The organism is Streptomyces sp. NBC_00086, from assembly GCF_026343255.1.
In the GTDB taxonomy this organism is placed as follows: Bacteria; Actinomycetota; Actinomycetes; order Streptomycetales; family Streptomycetaceae; genus Streptomyces.
Window position 1 is genome coordinate 1,750,865 of record NZ_JAPELZ010000001.1, and the last position, 15,575, is coordinate 1,766,439.

Genomic DNA, 15,575 nt, shown 5'->3' on the forward strand with positions numbered 1-15,575 from the left:
GTACAATGTCACGTTGCGCTCGTTCCTCAGTGGACACCGCTCCCGGCGGCCTCGAACAGGGCCACCGCCACAGCGAGATCTTCCCAGGCCATGCCCACACTCTTGAAGAGCTGTGGACAACTCGCCGCCCCCGCACCCGGCATCCGGCCCGCGACCAGGTCGGCCAGGGTGCCGCTGATATGACCGGCGCCGATCGCCCCTTCGGCCTCCGGCACCAGCAGGTCCCCCGCCTCGCGCAGAGCCGCCGCACGCGACTCCACGTACACCGCCGCCCGCCGGACCAGCGCCGTGTCCACCTCGCGGGCGTCCGGCTCGTGCGAGCCGACCGCGACCACGGTGGCGCCCGGCGCGATGAGCCGCCCGTCGAAGAGGGGCTCGCGGGAGGTGGTGCAGCAGATCACCAGGTCCGCGTCGGCCACTTCAGCCGCCACCCCCGGCCGGGCGGGGACGCCCAGCCCGCGCGCGTGCGCCGCCAGCTTCTCCGCGGCGGCGGCGCTGCCCGCCGACCCCGCACGGGCCACGACCACCACCTCCGCCAGCTGCCGCATCGCGTGCACCGCTTCGAGGTGCCCGTACGCCTGCGGTCCCGATCCGAAGATCAGCAGCCGCAGCGGCCGCCCGGCCGGGGCCAGGTGGCGCAGCGCGAGCGCCGAGACCGCCGGGGTGCGCAGGGTGGTCAGCACCGCCCCGTCGAGCAGGGCGAGGGGGCGCAGGGTGGGCCCGTCCAGGAGGAGGTAGGACCCGGTGATCCGGGGCAGCCCGAGCGCCGGGTTCCCCGGGGCCACTCCGGCGATCTTCACTCCGGCGTAGGCCCCGGTGGCGGCCGGCATCAGCAGCAGCTCCCCGCCGCCGGGCACGGGCAGGGCGCTGCGCGGCGGGCAGGTCTCCGGGTCCAGCCCGGAGCGCAGTACGCCGGCCAGCGCGTCGGCGGCGGCGGCCGGGGTGAGGAGCCCGGCCATCTCCGCGCCCGACAGCTGGGGGATCACAGGAGGAACCCGGCGCCGAGGGCGTCCTGCGGGTCGACGCTGAAGAGGTGTTCGCCGGTGCGGTACGCCGTACCGGTGACCTCCGTGACCACACCGGCGGCCACCCGGGCGGCGACGCGGCCCGTGAACACCGTGCCCACGACCGACTCGTGCAGCAGGTCCTCCCCCTCACCCAGCCGCCCGTCCTCGGCCAGCAGCGCGAGCCGCGCCGAGGTGCCGGAGCCGCAGGGCGAGCGGTCGATCTGGCCGTCGGCGAAGACGGTGACGTTGCGCTGGTGCGGACCGAAGGGGGTGTCGGGGAGCTCCTCGAACAGGGTCACCCCGTACACCCCGGAGAGCAGCGGCCCGTCCGGGTGCCAGGTCCCGGGGTGGGTGGCGAGGGCGGCCCGGATCTCCTTCCCGGCGCGCACGAGCTCGGGCAGGGAGGCCGGGCTCACGTCGAGGCCTAGGTCCCGGGCGGGCAGGGAGGCGTAGCAGGCCCCGGCGTGCGCGATGTCCACCTCGGCCATGCCCAGCGTGGTGGCGACGGGCACCTTGCGGGCGCTGGTGCGGGCCGGGACGTTGCGGAAGGTGACCCCGGTGGTGCGGCCGCCGGCGCGGTGCACGGTCGCGGCGACCCGCCCCGAGGGCACGTCGATCCGTACCTGGACGTCCCCGTCGTCGGGGGCGGCGACCCGGCCGGTGTCCACGGCCCAGGCGCCCAGCGCCATGGTGCCGTGGCCGCAGGCGGTGGAGTAGCCGTCCTTGTGCCAGAACAGCACCCCGAAGTGGGCCCCGTCGTCGTCGGGCGGGACCACGAAGCCCCCGTACATCCCCGCGTGCCCGCGCGGCTCCTGCACGAGGAGCCGCCGTACGTCGTCCAGCGCGCCGCGCCGGGGGGCCGTGCCCGATCCCCCCGGTCCGATGGCGGTGGCGCAGCGCTCGGCGACGGTGTCCCCGGGCACGGGCGGAGCGCCGCCCGTGGTGAGATCGACGATGCGGAAGGGCTCGCCGGCGGTGTGGTAGTCCACGGTTCGTACGACGGTCACAGGAGGAACCCTCCGGGGAACGGGTCGGACGGGTCGAGGAAGTACTGGGCGGTGCCGGTGATCCAGGCCCGTCCGGTGACGGTGGGCACGAGGGCCGGGCGGCCGGCCACCGTGGTCTCGCCGATGAGGCGGCCGGTGAACTCGGTGCCGATGAAGGACTCGTTGACGAAGTCCGTTTCCAGGGACAGGAGTCCGCGGGCGTGCAGCTGCGCCATGCGCGCGCTGGTTCCCGTACCGCACGGCGAGCGGTCGAACCAGCCCGGGTGGATGGCCATCGCGTGCCGGGAGCGGTGGGCGTCGGAGCCGGGGGCGGCGAGGTAGACGTGCTTGACCCCGCCGAAGGAGGGGTTCTCGGGGTGCACGGGCCGGTCCGGGGAGGCGTTGATCGCCTCCATGAGGGCCAGGCCGGCGGCGAGCAGGTCGTCCCCGCGCTCGCGGTCGAAGGGGAGCCCGAGGGAGTCGAGTTCGACGAAGGCGTAGAAGTTGCCGCCGTAGGCGAGGTCGTAGGTGACCGTGCCGTACCCGGGAACCTCGGCCTTGAGGTCGAGGCCCACGCAGAAGGCCGGCACGTTGGTGAAGGTGGCGGCGGTGGCCGCCCCGTCCTCGACGCGGACGTCCACGCTGACCAGCCCGGCCGGGGTGTCGAGCCGGACGGTGGTGACCGGCTCGACGACGGGCACCATGCCCGTCTCGACCAGGACGGTGGCGACCCCGATGGTGCCGTGCCCGCACATGGGGAGCAGGCCCGACACCTCGATGTACAGGACGCCGAAGTCGGCGTCGGGGCGGGTCGGGGGCTGCAGGATGGCGCCGCTCATCGCGGAGTGGCCGCGCGGCTCGTACATGAGCAGGGTCCGCAGGTGGTCCAGGTGCTCGATGAAGTGGAGCCGCTTGTCGGCCATGGTGGCGCCGGGGATCACCCCGACTCCCCCGGTGATCACCCGGGTGGGCATGCCCTCGGTGTGCGAGTCCACCGCGTGGTAGATGTTTCGGGTGCGCATCAGGTCCCCCTTGGAATGGCTTAGTTGAGACCCTCGGCGAGGGCCTTCTCGGTGGCGGCGCGGACACCGGCCTCGATCTCGCCGGTGAGCGGGAAGCGCGGCGGGCGGGTCGGACCTCCGGGGCGGCCGGCCAGGTCCATGGAGAGCTTGATGGCCTGGACGAACTCGGTCTTGGAGTCCCAGCGCAGCAGGGAGTGCAGGGACTTGTAGAGCGGCAGGGCGGTGTCGAGGTCTCCCGCGACGGCGGCGCGGTAGAGGGTGGCGCAGGCCTGCGGGAGCGCGTTGGGGTAGCCGGCGATCCAGCCGACGGCGCCGGCCAGGGCCAGTTCGAGCAGCACGTCGTCGGCGCCGATCAACAGGTCCAGGCCCGGGGCCAGTTCGGCGATCTCGTAGGCGCGCCGCACGTCCCCGCTGAACTCCTTGACGGCGACGATGGAGCCGTCGGCGTGCAGCCGGGCCAGCAGGTCCGGGACGAGGTCCACCTTGGTGTCGATGGGGTTGTTGTACGCGACCACGGGCAGGCCGGCGCGGGCGACCTCGGCGTAGTGGGCACGCACGGCGTCCGCGTCGGCCCGGAAGGCGTTGGGCGGCAGCAGGAGCACGGATCCGGCGCCGGCCTCGGCGGCCTGCTCGGCCCAGCGGCGGGATTCGGCGCTGCCGTAGGCCGCGACTCCGGGCATCACGCGGGCACCGTCGCCGGCGGCCTCGACGGCGGTACGGACGACGGCGGCGCGCTCCTCGTCGGTGAGGGTCTGGTACTCGCCGAGGGAGCCGTTCGGAACGACGCCGTCGCAGCCGTTGGCGATCAGCCAGGCCACGTGCTCGGCGTAGGCGTCGTGGTCGACGCTCAGGTCTTCCCGCAGGGGCAGGGTGGTGGCGACCATGATGCCGTGCCAGGGGCGGGTGCGGGTGTCCGCGGCGGCGGGCGCGGGGGTGTGCGCGTGGGTCATGAGAGTGCTCCCTAGGGTGATGTGTGACATTTTACTAGTGGGTGTGACGTGGCCACAAGAGGTGCGGCCGCCCTGTCGGCGGTCCCGTCAGGGAAGTTCGGGGGAAAGCGCGGCCGGGGGTTCGGCCGGGAGCGCGGCGAGGTGGCGCAGCGGAACCGGGCAGGACAGCGGCCTGCGGTCGGGAGCGGGATCGGTACCGGCCAGGGCGGCGACGGCCGGGCCGCACATCCGGCCCTGACACCAGCCCATGCCGGCCCGGGTAAGGAGTTTGACCGTACGGGCGTCCCGCGCCCCCAGATCTTCGACGGCTTCCCGGATCCGGCCCGCCGGCACCTCCTCGCAGCGGCACACGTCGGTGTCCTCGCGCAGCCAGCCGGTCCAGCCGGGACCCGGGCGGTGCGCGCCGGCCATCGCGGCGGCGAAGGCGCGCAGCCTCGTACGGGTACGGGCGAGGCGCGCCGGAACCGGCCGGCCCGCGACCGAATGAGCGGCGATCTCCCCTTCGACCAGGGCCAGCTGAGCTCCGCCGATGCCGCCGGTCTCCCCGGCGGACCAGACCCCGGGGACGGAGGTCCGCTGCCCGGCATCCACTTCCAGGGCGACGGTGGCGTCCGGGCTCGGACGGGTGGCGCAGCCGAGACCGGTGGCCAGCTCCAGCTGGGGCACCAGCCCGTGGCCGACGGCCACGGCGTCGCACGGGATGCGGCGGGCGGTGCCCGGGACCGGGCGCCAGTCGCGGTCGAGCCGGGCCACGGTGACGGCCTCGACCCGGTCGGTGCCGTGGGCCTCGGTGACGGCGTGCCGGGTGAGCAGACGCACCCCGTGGCGAACCAGCGCCCCGCCGTACGTGGCCCCTTCCACCAGCTTGCCGGGGTTGCGGAGCAGGGCGGGGGCGTGGGCGGCGTAGCCGGTGTACGCAGCGGCCTCCACGACGGCGGGCACCCGGGCCCCGGCTGCGGCGAGCGAGCCGGCCACGGCGAGCAGCAGCGGCCCGCTCCCGGCGACGACGACCCGGCTGCCCGGGAGCACGAGCCCACCCTTGAGCATGGCCTGCGCCCCGCCGGCCCCGACGACCCCGGGCAGGGTCCAGCCGGGGAAGGGGAGCTGGCGCTCGTAGGCCCCGGTGGCGAGCAGAACGGCACGGGCCCGGACCGTGGCGGGATCCTCGTCGGGGCCGGCGACGGCGTGCAGGGTCCAGCCGGGGCTCTCACCGGAATCCGGGGTCACCGTCCAGACGTGGTGATGGGGCAGGTACGTGATCCGCCCGGCCGACACGTGGGCGCGCAGGGCGGCTTCGCGTGAGGCGAAGGCGGACCATCCGTGGTGCAGGGCCTCGGGGCGGGTGGCGCCGAGTCCGGGCGCGGGGTGTCGGTAGTACTGCCCGCCGGGGCGCTCCCCCGCGTCGAGCAGGATGACGCTCAGGCCCAGCCCGGCGGCCGCGACCGCGGCGGCGAGGCCGGCGGGGCCGGCACCGACGACGGCGAGGTCAGACGGCGAGGTCGTCATGGCCGGTCCCTTCCTGGGTGGTGACGTGGTCGCCCGGGCGGGCGGGGACGAGGCACGCGCGCTGGTTCGGGCGGCCGTTGACGGTGACGAGGCAGTCGTAGCAGCTGCCGATCCCGCAGAACGCTCCGCGGGGGGCGGCGGTTTCGCGGGTGGTGCGCCAGGCGAGGATGCCGGCGGACCAGAGGACGGCGGCGATGCTCTGCCCGGACTGGGCCGGGAGCTCGCGGTCGTCGAAGCGCAGGCTCCAGCTTTCCGCGGCGGTTCCGCCCACCAGGTCGCGGGGCGACCTTCGCCGCCCCCTCATCGCTTCGCTCATCGCTTCCGTCCTCCTAGTTCCTCTGACGCGGAGCGTGTCCCGCACCACGACTGCCCTGCGGGGCCAAGTCCCCTACCCGCCCTTCCACCGTTCCCCGGGCGCTGCCCGGACCCGCGCCTCAAACGCCGGCGAGGCTGGGAATGCCCCCGGGCTCCGCCCCGACCCGGTCCTCAAACGCCGGACGGCTGAAAAGACCCAACCCCCGGGCGACTGAAAGGGTCCCAGGGACTCCGCGCCCCAACCACCGGCGGGGCCGAAGGGCCTGGGCTCCCCCCGTTCGGGGCTGATGGCGGCCCGGGGCGGGGACGGGGGCGGGGTGGGGTGTCGGCCTGGACGTAAAGCGTGATTTGTGGCGCTGGTACACCCCACACCCTGTCGGAGTTGAGGAGGGGGCGCCTAAATCATGCAGTCCAGGCCGACACCCCACCCCGACCCCGGCACCGACCCACCCGACGCAGCCAAGCAGACCCCGACCACACCCCAGCCCCGCCGGCGTTTGAGGCGCAGGGGCCCGGGGACCGGTCCCCGGCAACGGCGCCGCACCCACAGTCATCGCGGGGACTCCGCAAAGCGGGCCGGCGCAAAAGGACCGGGATCCAGAGCAGGCATCGCAGAAGTCAGCGCCGCCGCGATCAGCACCCCCGTCCCCGGCGCAAGCCCAATACCCGCCCCCTCGTGCCCACACGCATGGAACAGCCCCGGCACCCGCGGATCCGCACCGATCGCCGGAAGATGATCCGGCAGGTACGGCCGGAAGCCGTGATAGGTCCGCAGGACCTTCACGTCCGCCAGGACCGGAAAGAGCGCGGCCGCCTGCGCCGCGAGCCTCCGCAGCGCCTCCGTGGACAGCGAGCGGTCGAACCCGACCCGCTCCCGCGTGGCGCCGATCAGGACCGGCCCCGCCGGGGTCCCCTCGACCACGGCGGAGGACTGCAGCGACGCCGACCCGCTCGCGACGTCCGCGATGTAGTCCGCCGCGTAGACCTTGTGCCGCACCACCCTGGGCAGCGGCTCCGTCACCAGGACGAACCCCCGCCGGGGCAGCACCGGAAGCTCGACTCCGGCCAGCGCCGCCACCGCCCCGCCCCAGGTGCCGGCCGCGTTCAGCACCGCCGGGGCCAAGAGGTCGCGGCGAGCCGTACGGACGCCACGCAGCTCGCCCGAAGGACCACGGAGCAGCTCCGTGACCTCCTCCCCCAGGTGCACCTCCACACCCCGCGCCGCCGCCAGCAGCCGCGCCGCCGCCTGGGCCGGCTGGACCTGGGCGTCCTGCGGGTAGAGGAAGCCACCCGCCAGGCCCGGGGCGAGGTGGGGCTCCAGTTCGCGCAGCTCCCCCGGTCCCACCTCGACCGCGTCGACCCCGGCCGCGCGCTGGCCGTCCGCGAAGCCCCGCAGGGCCTTCACGGTGGCCTCGTCGGCCGCGACGACCAGGCCGCCCTTGGCCTCGTACTCGATCTCCTCCGGGAGTTCGAGCGCGAGCTCGCGCCAGAGCCGCGCCGACAGCAGCGCGAGGTCCAGCTCGGGGCCGGCCTCCTTGTCGGAGACGAGCAGGTTGCCTTCGCCGGCGCCGGTGGTGCCGCCGGCGACCGGGCCGCGGTCGACGACGGCCACGCGGAGTCCGGCACGCGCCGCGTAGTACGCGCACGCGGCTCCGACGACGCCGGCGCCGATGATCACGAGGTCCGGGGAGTGTCTGGGCACGGCAGTAATATGTCACATATCTCTAGGGGTGGACAGAGGTGGCCGAGGTCAGCCGCGCAGCGGCCCTTCGCAGCTGTAACTCGACGTACCCGCGACCCGGTTGGTCCAGACGTCCAGTACGCCGAAGGAGCAGTTCATGTCGGCCAGATTGTTAGAGGCCGCGCCCGCCCGGTCCAGGATGAAGTAGTCGACCGTCTCGGACATGTCCTTGAAGTTCTGGTCCTCGCTGCGCCAGTCCTTCAGGTTCGCGGTGATCCTGCCGGTACAGGTGAACCGGCGCTTGCCCGGCTCGCCGTTCTCCACGCAGTCCGGGGTGCTGTACGTGGCCGTCGCGAAGGCGGACTTCACGTCCGCGAGCGCCGCGTCGCGCAGCTGCGCGTTCGGGGTGAACGAAGTGTTCGGCACGAACAGCTGGTCGACCTTGGCTATCTGGGCGTCCAGGAACCGGTCGTAGCCGCTCTGGACGGCCGCGTCCCGGCCCATCCGGCTCCGCCAGGCGTCGAAGCCCGCCGGGTCGTCGGCCCGCAGGTACCCGTACATCTCCCGCAGCTTCGAGGGCTGCTCGGTCCACAGGAACTCGAAGAAGGCGCCCGAGTACCCGTAGAAGCGGAAGCCGTCGTTGGCGTAGGTGGCGTGCAGGAGCTGGTCCACCGACATGCGCGGGCCGCCGCCCGCCGTGTCGTTGATGATGCTCTTGATCAGCGACTTGCGTACGGCGATGCCGTTGTCGCGGGTCGCGCCGTCGAAGAACTCGGCGGTGCCCTCGTCCATGGCGGTCGTACGGTCGCCCTGGTACCAGGCGCCCTGGCCGAAGGTGCCGGGGACGGCGAAGCGGCCGTTGAGGTAATGCGTGTACTCGTGGCGGAAGAGCTCTTCCAGGGTGAGCTGGGAGTCCTGCGGGACGCGGCGCTGGTAGGTGTAGAAGGTGGCGCCGTTCTCGATGTAGATGCCGCCGTTGTTGGTGCCGTAGCCGGTGAGGACCGGGTGGTAGTTCACGTAGTCGGCGCGCGAGGCGTAGAGCACGATGTTCAGGGTGGTGTTGGCGTCCCCGGCGATCGGCTGGTCGGTGCCCACGACCCGGTGGTACTGGGTCTTGACCTGCTTGCTCGCGTAGTAGAGCTGGTCGACGGTGGCCCGGTCGAGGGCGGTGCGGACCTTGATGGCGCCGTTGTCGTACGTGTAGGTGTTCGGGAAGAGCTCCCGCTCGATGTCCTCCTTGCACACCCCGTACGGCTTGCAGGCCTGGTAGAAGTTGAGCCAGGAGACGGCCTTCGCCCACGGCTCGCTGCCGTCGCCGAAGGCGGCCCTGGCCGGGGCCAGGAGCGCGCCGAGGTCGGCGGTGACGGCGTCCTTCAGCCCCGCGATCTGGCCGAAGCGGCCGAACTCGGCGATGGCGTCGCGCGCCACCCAGGCGTTCGCGGTGCCCTTGAGGTGGGCGTACGTCGCGAAGTTCTTGAAGCCGGCGCGGTACGGGGCGTCGGCGGCGGCCGCCGCGTGGAACGCGGTGTCGTTGTTGTACACGCCGAGGTAGTTGACGGAGAGGGCGGCGAGCGCCGCGCCCGCCCAGGCGGTGTCCAGATGCGTCGCCGTGTGCGACGGGTCCATGGTGGCCAGGACGTTCCCGATCAGGCCGAGCTGGTGGTGGCGCAGGCCGGGGGCGCTGCCGGCGTAGAGGGCCTCGCGCAGGGTGCGGGCGTTGGATGCGGTGGCGTCGAAGGTGCGGGCGGCGCCCGCGAAGGCGGCGATGGCCCGGCGCATGGCGTCGACGGTCGGGGCGTCGGTGACGTCGATCTCGGTGCGGGAGTGGTCGTGGTAGGCCACGGCGTGCAGGTAGGTGAACATCTCCTCCAGATGGGAGGAGTTCAGGCCGTCGTGGGAGGCGGCCAGGCCGGATATCCGGCGGGAGACGGCCTGTACGTGGGCGTCCGACATGACCGGGGCCAGGCGGGCGTCCCAGGTCCAGATGAGGCCCGAGAGACAGCCGCCCTTGGCCGCGGTGACGGCCGGGTCCGCGAGGAAGTCGGCGAACTGCTCCGGGGTGAGCCCGGTGATCCCGTCGAGGGTGCAGGGGACGCCCGCGGCGGTGCCCCGGGCGGCGGGGGCGGCGAGCCTGCCGCTCTTCGCGGCGGGCGAAGGGGCGGCGGCCGACGCGGGGGCGGCGCCCGCCTCGGCGACCGCGCCGGGTACCTTGCCGTCGGCGACGGCCCGGCCGCCGCCCGGGACTTCGCCGCCGGGGGCCGGTGCGGGCGCGGGGGCCGCCGGCCGCGCGTCGGCGAGGTGCTCGACCTCGTCGAACGGGTTCGCCCCCGCCTCGGCGCCCGCGGCTCCCGCGGCGCCACCGGCGAAGGCACCCGGCGCGGTGACACCCGCGGCGTCGGCGCGGGCGCCGGTCTCGGCGGCCAGGGTCACGGCCTGGCCGGCAGTGGCGAGGAGGGTGACCGCGACGGCGGCGGAGAGGAGGGACGTGCGCACGACTCTGTGCTGGGACACCAAGGACTCCTGGCTGGGAGGGGCGGTGAGGGGAAAGTGCGGAACTGCCCTGCTTCGCGCGGTGTTTGGCGGGGATTAACGGCGACCAACACAGCGCGGTGTGAGCTGTAACATAGTAATGTGAAATTGCACTGACAAGACCTGTGCGCCCACCAGTTCGCATCTTCTTGAGGGAGCCCCTGTGCCCGACACCCCCTCCCGCCCCACCACCGGGCTCAACATCGGCAGTCACGACCTGCCGGTATCAGCCGAGTTGTCCCGCTTCATGGCGTCGGACTGGGCGGCCTCCCCGCTACCGGACGCCGCACGCGTCCCCGCGTACGCCGTCACCCCGGCCCGCCGCGCGCGCCTCTCCGCCCGCTTCCCCGGCGAACGGCTGATCATCCCCGCGGGTGAGCTGAAGGTCCGCAGCCACGACTGCGACTACCGGTTCCGCCCGCACAGCGCGTACGCCTGGCTGACCGGGCTCACCGGCGAGGACCAGGTCGGCCACGTCCTGGTCCTGGAGCCGGCCGGCCCGCACGGGCACGAGGCCGTCCTGTACCTGCGCCCGCGCTCACCGCGCACCGGCGGCAACGAGGAGTTCTACCGCGACCGCCGCTACGGGGAGTTCTGGGTCGGCCGCCGCCCCGACCTCGCGGAGGCGGAGCGCCTCTGCGGCATCCGCTGCGCCCACCTGGACGCGCTCGGCTCACCGACGGGGCGCAACGCCGCCGCCGACCCGGAACTGGCCACCGCCCTCTCCGAACTGCGCCTGGTCAAGGACGCCTGGGAGGTGGCCGAGCTGCAGCTCGCCGTCGACCACACCACCGCCGGGTTCGAGGACGTCGTACGGGACCTCCCGCGCGCCCTGGCCCACCCGCGCGGCGAGCGGTGGATCGAGGGGGTCTTCAACCGCCGCGCCCGGGCCGAGGGCAACGGCACCGGCTACGAGACGATCGCCGCGTCGGGCGCGCACGCCTGCGTGCTCCACTGGATCCGCAACGACGGCCGGCTGAACGCGAGCGACCTGCTCCTGATGGACGCGGGCGTGGAGACCGACGGCCTCTACACGGCGGACGTCACCCGCACCCTCCCGCTGTCGGGCCGGTTCTCCCCCGTCCAGCGCCAGGTGTACGAGCTGGTCCTGGCCGCGCAGGACGCGGGCATGGCGGCGCTGCGGCCGGGCGCGAGCTTCCGCGACTTCCACCGGGCCGGCATGCGCGTGATCGCGGAGGGGCTCGCCGAGTGGGGGGTGCTCAAGCACGCCGAGGGCGATCTGCACCGGCGCTACACCCTGTGCAGCAGCGGGCACATGCTCGGGCTCGACGTGCACGACTGCGCGCAGGCGCGCGCGGACACGTACCTGGACGGGGTCCTGGAAGAGGGCCAGGTCCTCACGGTGGAGCCCGGGCTCTACCTCCAGCCCGACGACGAGACCCTCCCGCCGGAGCTGCGCGGCATAGGCGTCCGCATCGAGGACGACCTGGTGATCACGGCCGAAGGCGCCCGGCTGATGTCGGGCGCCCTGCCGCGCACGGTGGCGGGCATCGAGGAATGGATGGGGAACCTGCTGGAGGACGGCGGCCGGTAGCGGGCCGTGGAGCGGGGCGGGCCCCGGCGCGGTCCACCGCGCCCGGGCCTCGCGCCCCGCTGCGCCCGGTCCCGGCAGGCCCGGGTCCGGGCGGTCAGTCAGTCGTTCCAGTTGTTCCCGTTGCGGTAGCCGCCGTCGTTCCGGCCGCCGTCGCCGTCACGCCAGTTGTTGCCGTTGTCGTGGTTCCAGTTGCCGTTGTCGTGGTTCCAACTGTCGTTGTCGTTCCAGTTGTCGTGGTGGTTCCAGTTGTCGTTGTTCCAGCTGTCGTTGTCCCAGTTGCTGTGCCAGCTGTTGTTGTCCCAGTCGTTGTCGTCCCAGCACCAGCTGGGGCGGTCCCCGCGCGAGGTGTCGCAGCAGTAGCGCCACCAGTCGTCCGCGCGCCAGTCGCTGCCACGCCAGTCGGAACACCGATACGTCTGCGGAAGACTCGTGGCAAAGGCACTGCTGACGGGCATCAGGCCGAGCGTGATCCCGGCGGCCCCTGCCACGGCGGCCGCAACGAACCCACGGCGCATAGTCATACACCTCCGAGAATGAAGGGTTGATTGGTCCGGATTACTCCGTTATGAGCCAATTCCACCCTCCCCCCTCCCCTGGCCACTGTCAAAAGCACCCGCTCCCACCAGCGAAAAGGCCTACGGGAGCACCGCGAGCCCGTCCAGCTCGACCAGCGCCTCCTCGTCCCACAGCCGGACCACGCCGATGACCGCCATCGCCGGATACTCCCGGCCCGCCAACCGGCGCCAGATCCGGCCGAGTTCGTGAGCGCGGGCCCGGTAGTCCGCCACGTCCACGGCGTAGACGGTCACCCGCGCCAGCTCGGCCGGCGAGCCGCCCGCCCCCTCCAGCGCCGCCAGCAGGTTCGCCAGCGCCCGCTCGAACTGGTCCGGCAGCGTCTCCCCCACCACCTTCCCCGCCCCGTCGAGGGCCGTCTGCCCGGCCAGGTACACCAGCCGGCTCCCGCTCGCGACGACGGCGTGCGAGAAGCCCGTCGCCGGGGACAGCTCCTCCGGGTTGATCCGCTCCAGGCTCATGCTCCTTCCCCCGCCTTCGGCATCTCCTGCGTCTCCTGCATCTCCCGCGCCTCCCGGTAGAGCTCCTTGGCGATGATCGTGCGCTGCACCTCGCTCGCCCCCTCGTAGATCCTCGGCGCCCGCACCTCCCGGTACAGGTGTTCCAGCAGGTGGCCCCGGCGCAGGGCGGCCGCCCCGTGCAGCTGTACCGCGTGGTCGACGACGTACTGGGCGGTCTCGGTGGCCAGCAGCTTCGCCATGGCCGCCCGCCTCGGCACCTGCGGGGAGCGCGCGTCCGCGTCGTAGGCCTCCGCCGCCGCGTACACGAGGAGCCGGGCCGCCTCGGTCCGGGTGGCCATCTCGGCCACCCGGTGCGCCACGGCCTGCAGGTCGCCCAGTACCCCGCCGAAGGCGGTACGGGCCGCCGTGTGCGCCACCGTCGCGTCCAGGGCGGCCCTGGCCATCCCGACGGCGAAGGCGCCCACGCTGGGGCGGAAGAGGTTCAGGGTGTCCATGGCCACCTTGAACCCCCGGCCCGGCTCCCCCAGCAGGTCGGCCGGGCCCACCGGGACCCCGTCGAAGGCGAGCGCGCCGATCGGGTGCGGGGAGAGCATGTCGAGGGGCTCCCCCGAGAGCCCCGGCCGGTCCGCCGGGACCAGGAAGGCGCTGACCCCCTTGGCCCCCGGGCCCTCGCCGGTGCGGGCGAAGACGGTGTAGAAATCGGCCTCGGGCGCGTTGGAGATCCAGCACTTCTCCCCGCTGAGCCGCCAGCCCCGGCCACCGCCCGCGCCCTCGGGCACCGCTCCGGGCACCGCTTCGAGCGCCAGCGCCCCCGCGTCCGACCCGGCCCCCGGCTCGCTCAGCGCGAAGGCCGCCACCGTGCGCCCGGCCCGCACCCCGGGCAGCCAGCGCTCGCGCTGTGCGTCGCTGCCCGAACGCAGGACCGGATAGGCGCCCAGGCCCTGGAGGGCGAGGGCCGTCTCCGCCTCCGTACAGCCGTAGGCGAGGGACTCGCGCAGCAGGCACAGGTCCAGCGCGCCCGAGGTGAACACCCGCCCCAGCAGCCCCTCTTCGCCGAGTGCGGCGAGCAGCGGCCGGTTGACCCGGCCCGGTTCCCCCTTCTCCGCCAGCGGCCGCAGCCGCTCCGCCGCCAGTGCGCGCAGTCGCGCGCACCACTCCTCCTGGTCCGTCCCGAGCGCGAATCCCGTGAATCGGGTCATCCGTATGCCCCAGCCTCTATCGCGTCCTGTTGACTCCCGTCACCATGACGATACGCTCGTGCTGCGTTCGCACGGCCCGGCTCTTCCACTTCGGTCCACAGTCCATACGCAGGGTCCGGCCCCCACCCGGGGCGCGGGCCGTCGCAAGGGGGCGAACCCGCCTTGGAGCTCAAGCCTTCCGCTCACCGAGACACCTTCGCGCGCGACCACCTGCCGCCCGCGCACGCCTGGCCGCGGCTCCTCTTCGAACTCCCCGCCCTGGCCTACCCCGACCGGCTCAACTGCGGCGTGGAGCTGCTCGACGCCACCATCGCCCGGCTGGGCCCCGACCGGCCCGCCTTCCGCGGCGCGGACGGCTCGGTGTGGACGTACGGGGAGCTGCACGCCCGCGTGGACCGGCTCGCGCACGTCCTCACCCGCGACCTCGGCGTGGTCCCCGGCAACCGGGTGCTCCTGCGCGGCCCGACCGGCCCCTGGCTCGCCGCGTGCTGGCTGGCGGTGATGAAGGCGGGCGCGGTGGCCGTCACCGTCCTGGCCCAGCAGCGTGCGCAGGAGCTGGCCACGGTCTGCTCGATGGCCCGGGTGAGCCACGCCCTGTGCCACGCGGAGGTCGTGGACGACCTGGTGAAGGCGGGGGTGCCGGGTCTGCGGATCACCGCGTACGGCGGCGCGGACCCGGACGACCTGCTGCGCCTGGCCGAGCGGCATCCGGAGCCCTTCCCGGCGGTGGAGACCTCCGCCGACGACGTGGCGCTGATCGCCTTCACCTCGGGCACGACCGGACGCCCCAAGGGCTGCATGCACTTCCACCGCGATCTGCTCGCGGTGGCCGACACCTTCTCCCGCGAGGTGCTGAGACCCCGCCCCGAGGACGTCTTCGCGGGCAGTCCGCCGCTCGGCTTCACCTTCGGCCTCGGCGGTCTGGTGGTCTTCCCGCTGCGGGCCGGCGCCTCGGCGCTGCTGCTGGCCGACGGCTCCCCGCGCCGGCTGCTGCCCGCGCTGGCCGAGCACCGGGTGTCGGTGCTGTTCACCGCGCCCACCGCGTACCGGTCGATGCTGGACACGCTGGGCCCGTACGACACGGGCGCCTACGACCTCTCCGCGCTGCGCCGCTGCGTCTCGGCGGGCGAGAACCTGCCGGCCGCCACGTGGCAGGCCTGGTACGAGCGCACGGGCCTGCGGATCATCAACGGGATCGGCGCCACCGAGCTGCTGCACATCTTCATCTCGGCGGCCGACGAGGACATCCGGCCCGGTACGACGGGCCGCGTGGTGCCGGGCTGGGAGGCCCGGGTGGTGGACGCGGCGGGCCTGCCGGTCGCGGACGAGGTGCCGGGACTGCTGGCCGTACGGGGTCCGGTGGGCTGCCGCTACCTGGCGGACCCGCGGCAGGGCGAGTACGTACGGGACGGCTGGAACCTCACGGGCGACACCTACGTCCGGGACGCGGAGGGCTACTTCCGCTACGTGGCCAGGGCCGACGACATGATCATCTCGGCGGGGTACAACATCGCGGGACCCGAGGTCGAAGAAGCGCTGCTGCGCCACCCCGACGTGCTGGAGGCGGCCGTGGTCGGCCGCCCGGACGAGCGGCGCGGGCAGATCGTGGTCGCGTACGCGGTCCCCCGGGAGGGCGCGGTCCTCACCGAGGACGCCCTGCGCACCTTCATGCGCGCCGAGCTCGCCCCGCACAAGTGCCCGCGCACCTTCGTCTTCCTGCCCGCCCTGCCCCGGACCGCGACGGGCAAGCTGCAGCGCTTCCGGCTCCGCGATCAGGAATTAGAGTGAAGC

The 15,575-nt window shown here is 73.8% G+C and carries 13 protein-coding genes; 2 read left to right on the forward strand and 11 right to left on the reverse strand.

Features of this window, described 5'->3' with window-relative positions:
• Window positions 1–26 precede the first annotated feature (26 nt).
• The 8 genes from OG276_RS07755 to OG276_RS07790 all read right to left on the reverse strand — a co-directional run bounded on the left by OG276_RS07755 (window position 27) and on the right by OG276_RS07790 (window position 9,978).
• On the reverse strand, window positions 27–986 hold the full coding sequence (locus tag OG276_RS07755; RefSeq protein WP_323182318.1) for an ornithine cyclodeaminase family protein: 960 nt from the start codon (window positions 984–986) through the stop codon (window positions 27–29).
• Entirely contained in the window at window positions 983–2,014 is a 1,032-nt protein-coding gene (locus OG276_RS07760; protein WP_266903733.1) for a proline racemase family protein, read from the reverse strand. Before OG276_RS07760 ends, OG276_RS07755 begins: the two co-directional genes overlap by 4 nt.
• Window positions 2,011–3,015, reverse strand: a complete 1,005-nt coding sequence (locus OG276_RS07765) for a proline racemase family protein (protein WP_266903734.1) — start codon at window positions 3,013–3,015, stop codon at window positions 2,011–2,013. Before OG276_RS07765 ends, OG276_RS07760 begins: the two co-directional genes overlap by 4 nt.
• 20 nt (window positions 3,016–3,035) lie before the next feature.
• Window positions 3,036–3,965 (reverse strand): dihydrodipicolinate synthase family protein, encoded by a 930-nt coding sequence (locus tag OG276_RS07770; RefSeq protein ID WP_266903735.1) that lies wholly within the window; start codon window positions 3,963–3,965, stop codon window positions 3,036–3,038.
• A gap of 87 nt (window positions 3,966–4,052) precedes the next feature.
• On the reverse strand, window positions 4,053–5,471 hold the full coding sequence (locus OG276_RS07775) for an NAD(P)/FAD-dependent oxidoreductase (protein ID WP_266903736.1): 1,419 nt from the start codon (window positions 5,469–5,471) through the stop codon (window positions 4,053–4,055).
• On the reverse strand, window positions 5,452–5,775 hold the full coding sequence (locus tag OG276_RS07780) for a (2Fe-2S)-binding protein (RefSeq protein WP_266912595.1): 324 nt from the start codon (window positions 5,773–5,775) through the stop codon (window positions 5,452–5,454). The genes OG276_RS07775 and OG276_RS07780 overlap by 20 nt, the downstream gene beginning before the upstream one ends.
• Window positions 5,776–6,336: 561 nt before the next feature.
• A complete protein-coding gene (locus tag OG276_RS07785; protein ID WP_266903737.1) occupies window positions 6,337–7,488 on the reverse strand; it encodes an FAD-binding oxidoreductase in 1,152 nt (383 codons plus the stop codon).
• A gap of 48 nt (window positions 7,489–7,536) precedes the next feature.
• The gene (locus OG276_RS07790) at window positions 7,537–9,978 is read right to left on the reverse strand and encodes a collagenase (protein ID WP_266903738.1); all 2,442 of its coding nucleotides are present in this window, start codon (window positions 9,976–9,978) and stop codon (window positions 7,537–7,539) included.
• A gap of 181 nt (window positions 9,979–10,159) precedes the next feature.
• Between OG276_RS07790 and OG276_RS07795 the strand changes: the two genes are divergently transcribed.
• Window positions 10,160–11,551 carry an aminopeptidase P family protein gene (locus OG276_RS07795; RefSeq protein WP_266903739.1) on the forward strand — a complete coding sequence of 464 codons (1,392 nt, stop codon included), beginning with the start codon at window positions 10,160–10,162 and terminating at the stop codon, window positions 11,549–11,551.
• Window positions 11,552–11,649: 98 nt separating this feature from the next.
• Here the strand turns inward: OG276_RS07795 and OG276_RS07800 are convergent, their stop codons facing one another.
• The 3 genes from OG276_RS07800 to OG276_RS07810 all read right to left on the reverse strand — a co-directional run bounded on the left by OG276_RS07800 (window position 11,650) and on the right by OG276_RS07810 (window position 13,784).
• Window positions 11,650–12,066 (reverse strand): hypothetical protein, encoded by a 417-nt coding sequence (locus OG276_RS07800; RefSeq protein ID WP_266903740.1) that lies wholly within the window; start codon window positions 12,064–12,066, stop codon window positions 11,650–11,652.
• A 120-nt stretch (window positions 12,067–12,186) separates the two neighbouring features.
• Entirely contained in the window at window positions 12,187–12,585 is a 399-nt protein-coding gene (locus OG276_RS07805; RefSeq protein WP_266903741.1) for a RidA family protein, read from the reverse strand.
• The gene (locus OG276_RS07810) at window positions 12,582–13,784 is read right to left on the reverse strand and encodes an acyl-CoA dehydrogenase family protein (protein ID WP_266903742.1); all 1,203 of its coding nucleotides are present in this window, start codon (window positions 13,782–13,784) and stop codon (window positions 12,582–12,584) included. Before OG276_RS07810 ends, OG276_RS07805 begins: the two co-directional genes overlap by 4 nt.
• A gap of 162 nt (window positions 13,785–13,946) precedes the next feature.
• Between OG276_RS07810 and OG276_RS07815 the strand changes: the two genes are divergently transcribed.
• On the forward strand, window positions 13,947–15,572 hold the full coding sequence (locus tag OG276_RS07815) for an AMP-binding protein (protein ID WP_266903743.1): 1,626 nt from the start codon (window positions 13,947–13,949) through the stop codon (window positions 15,570–15,572).
• The last annotated feature ends 3 nt before the right edge of the window (window positions 15,573–15,575 follow it).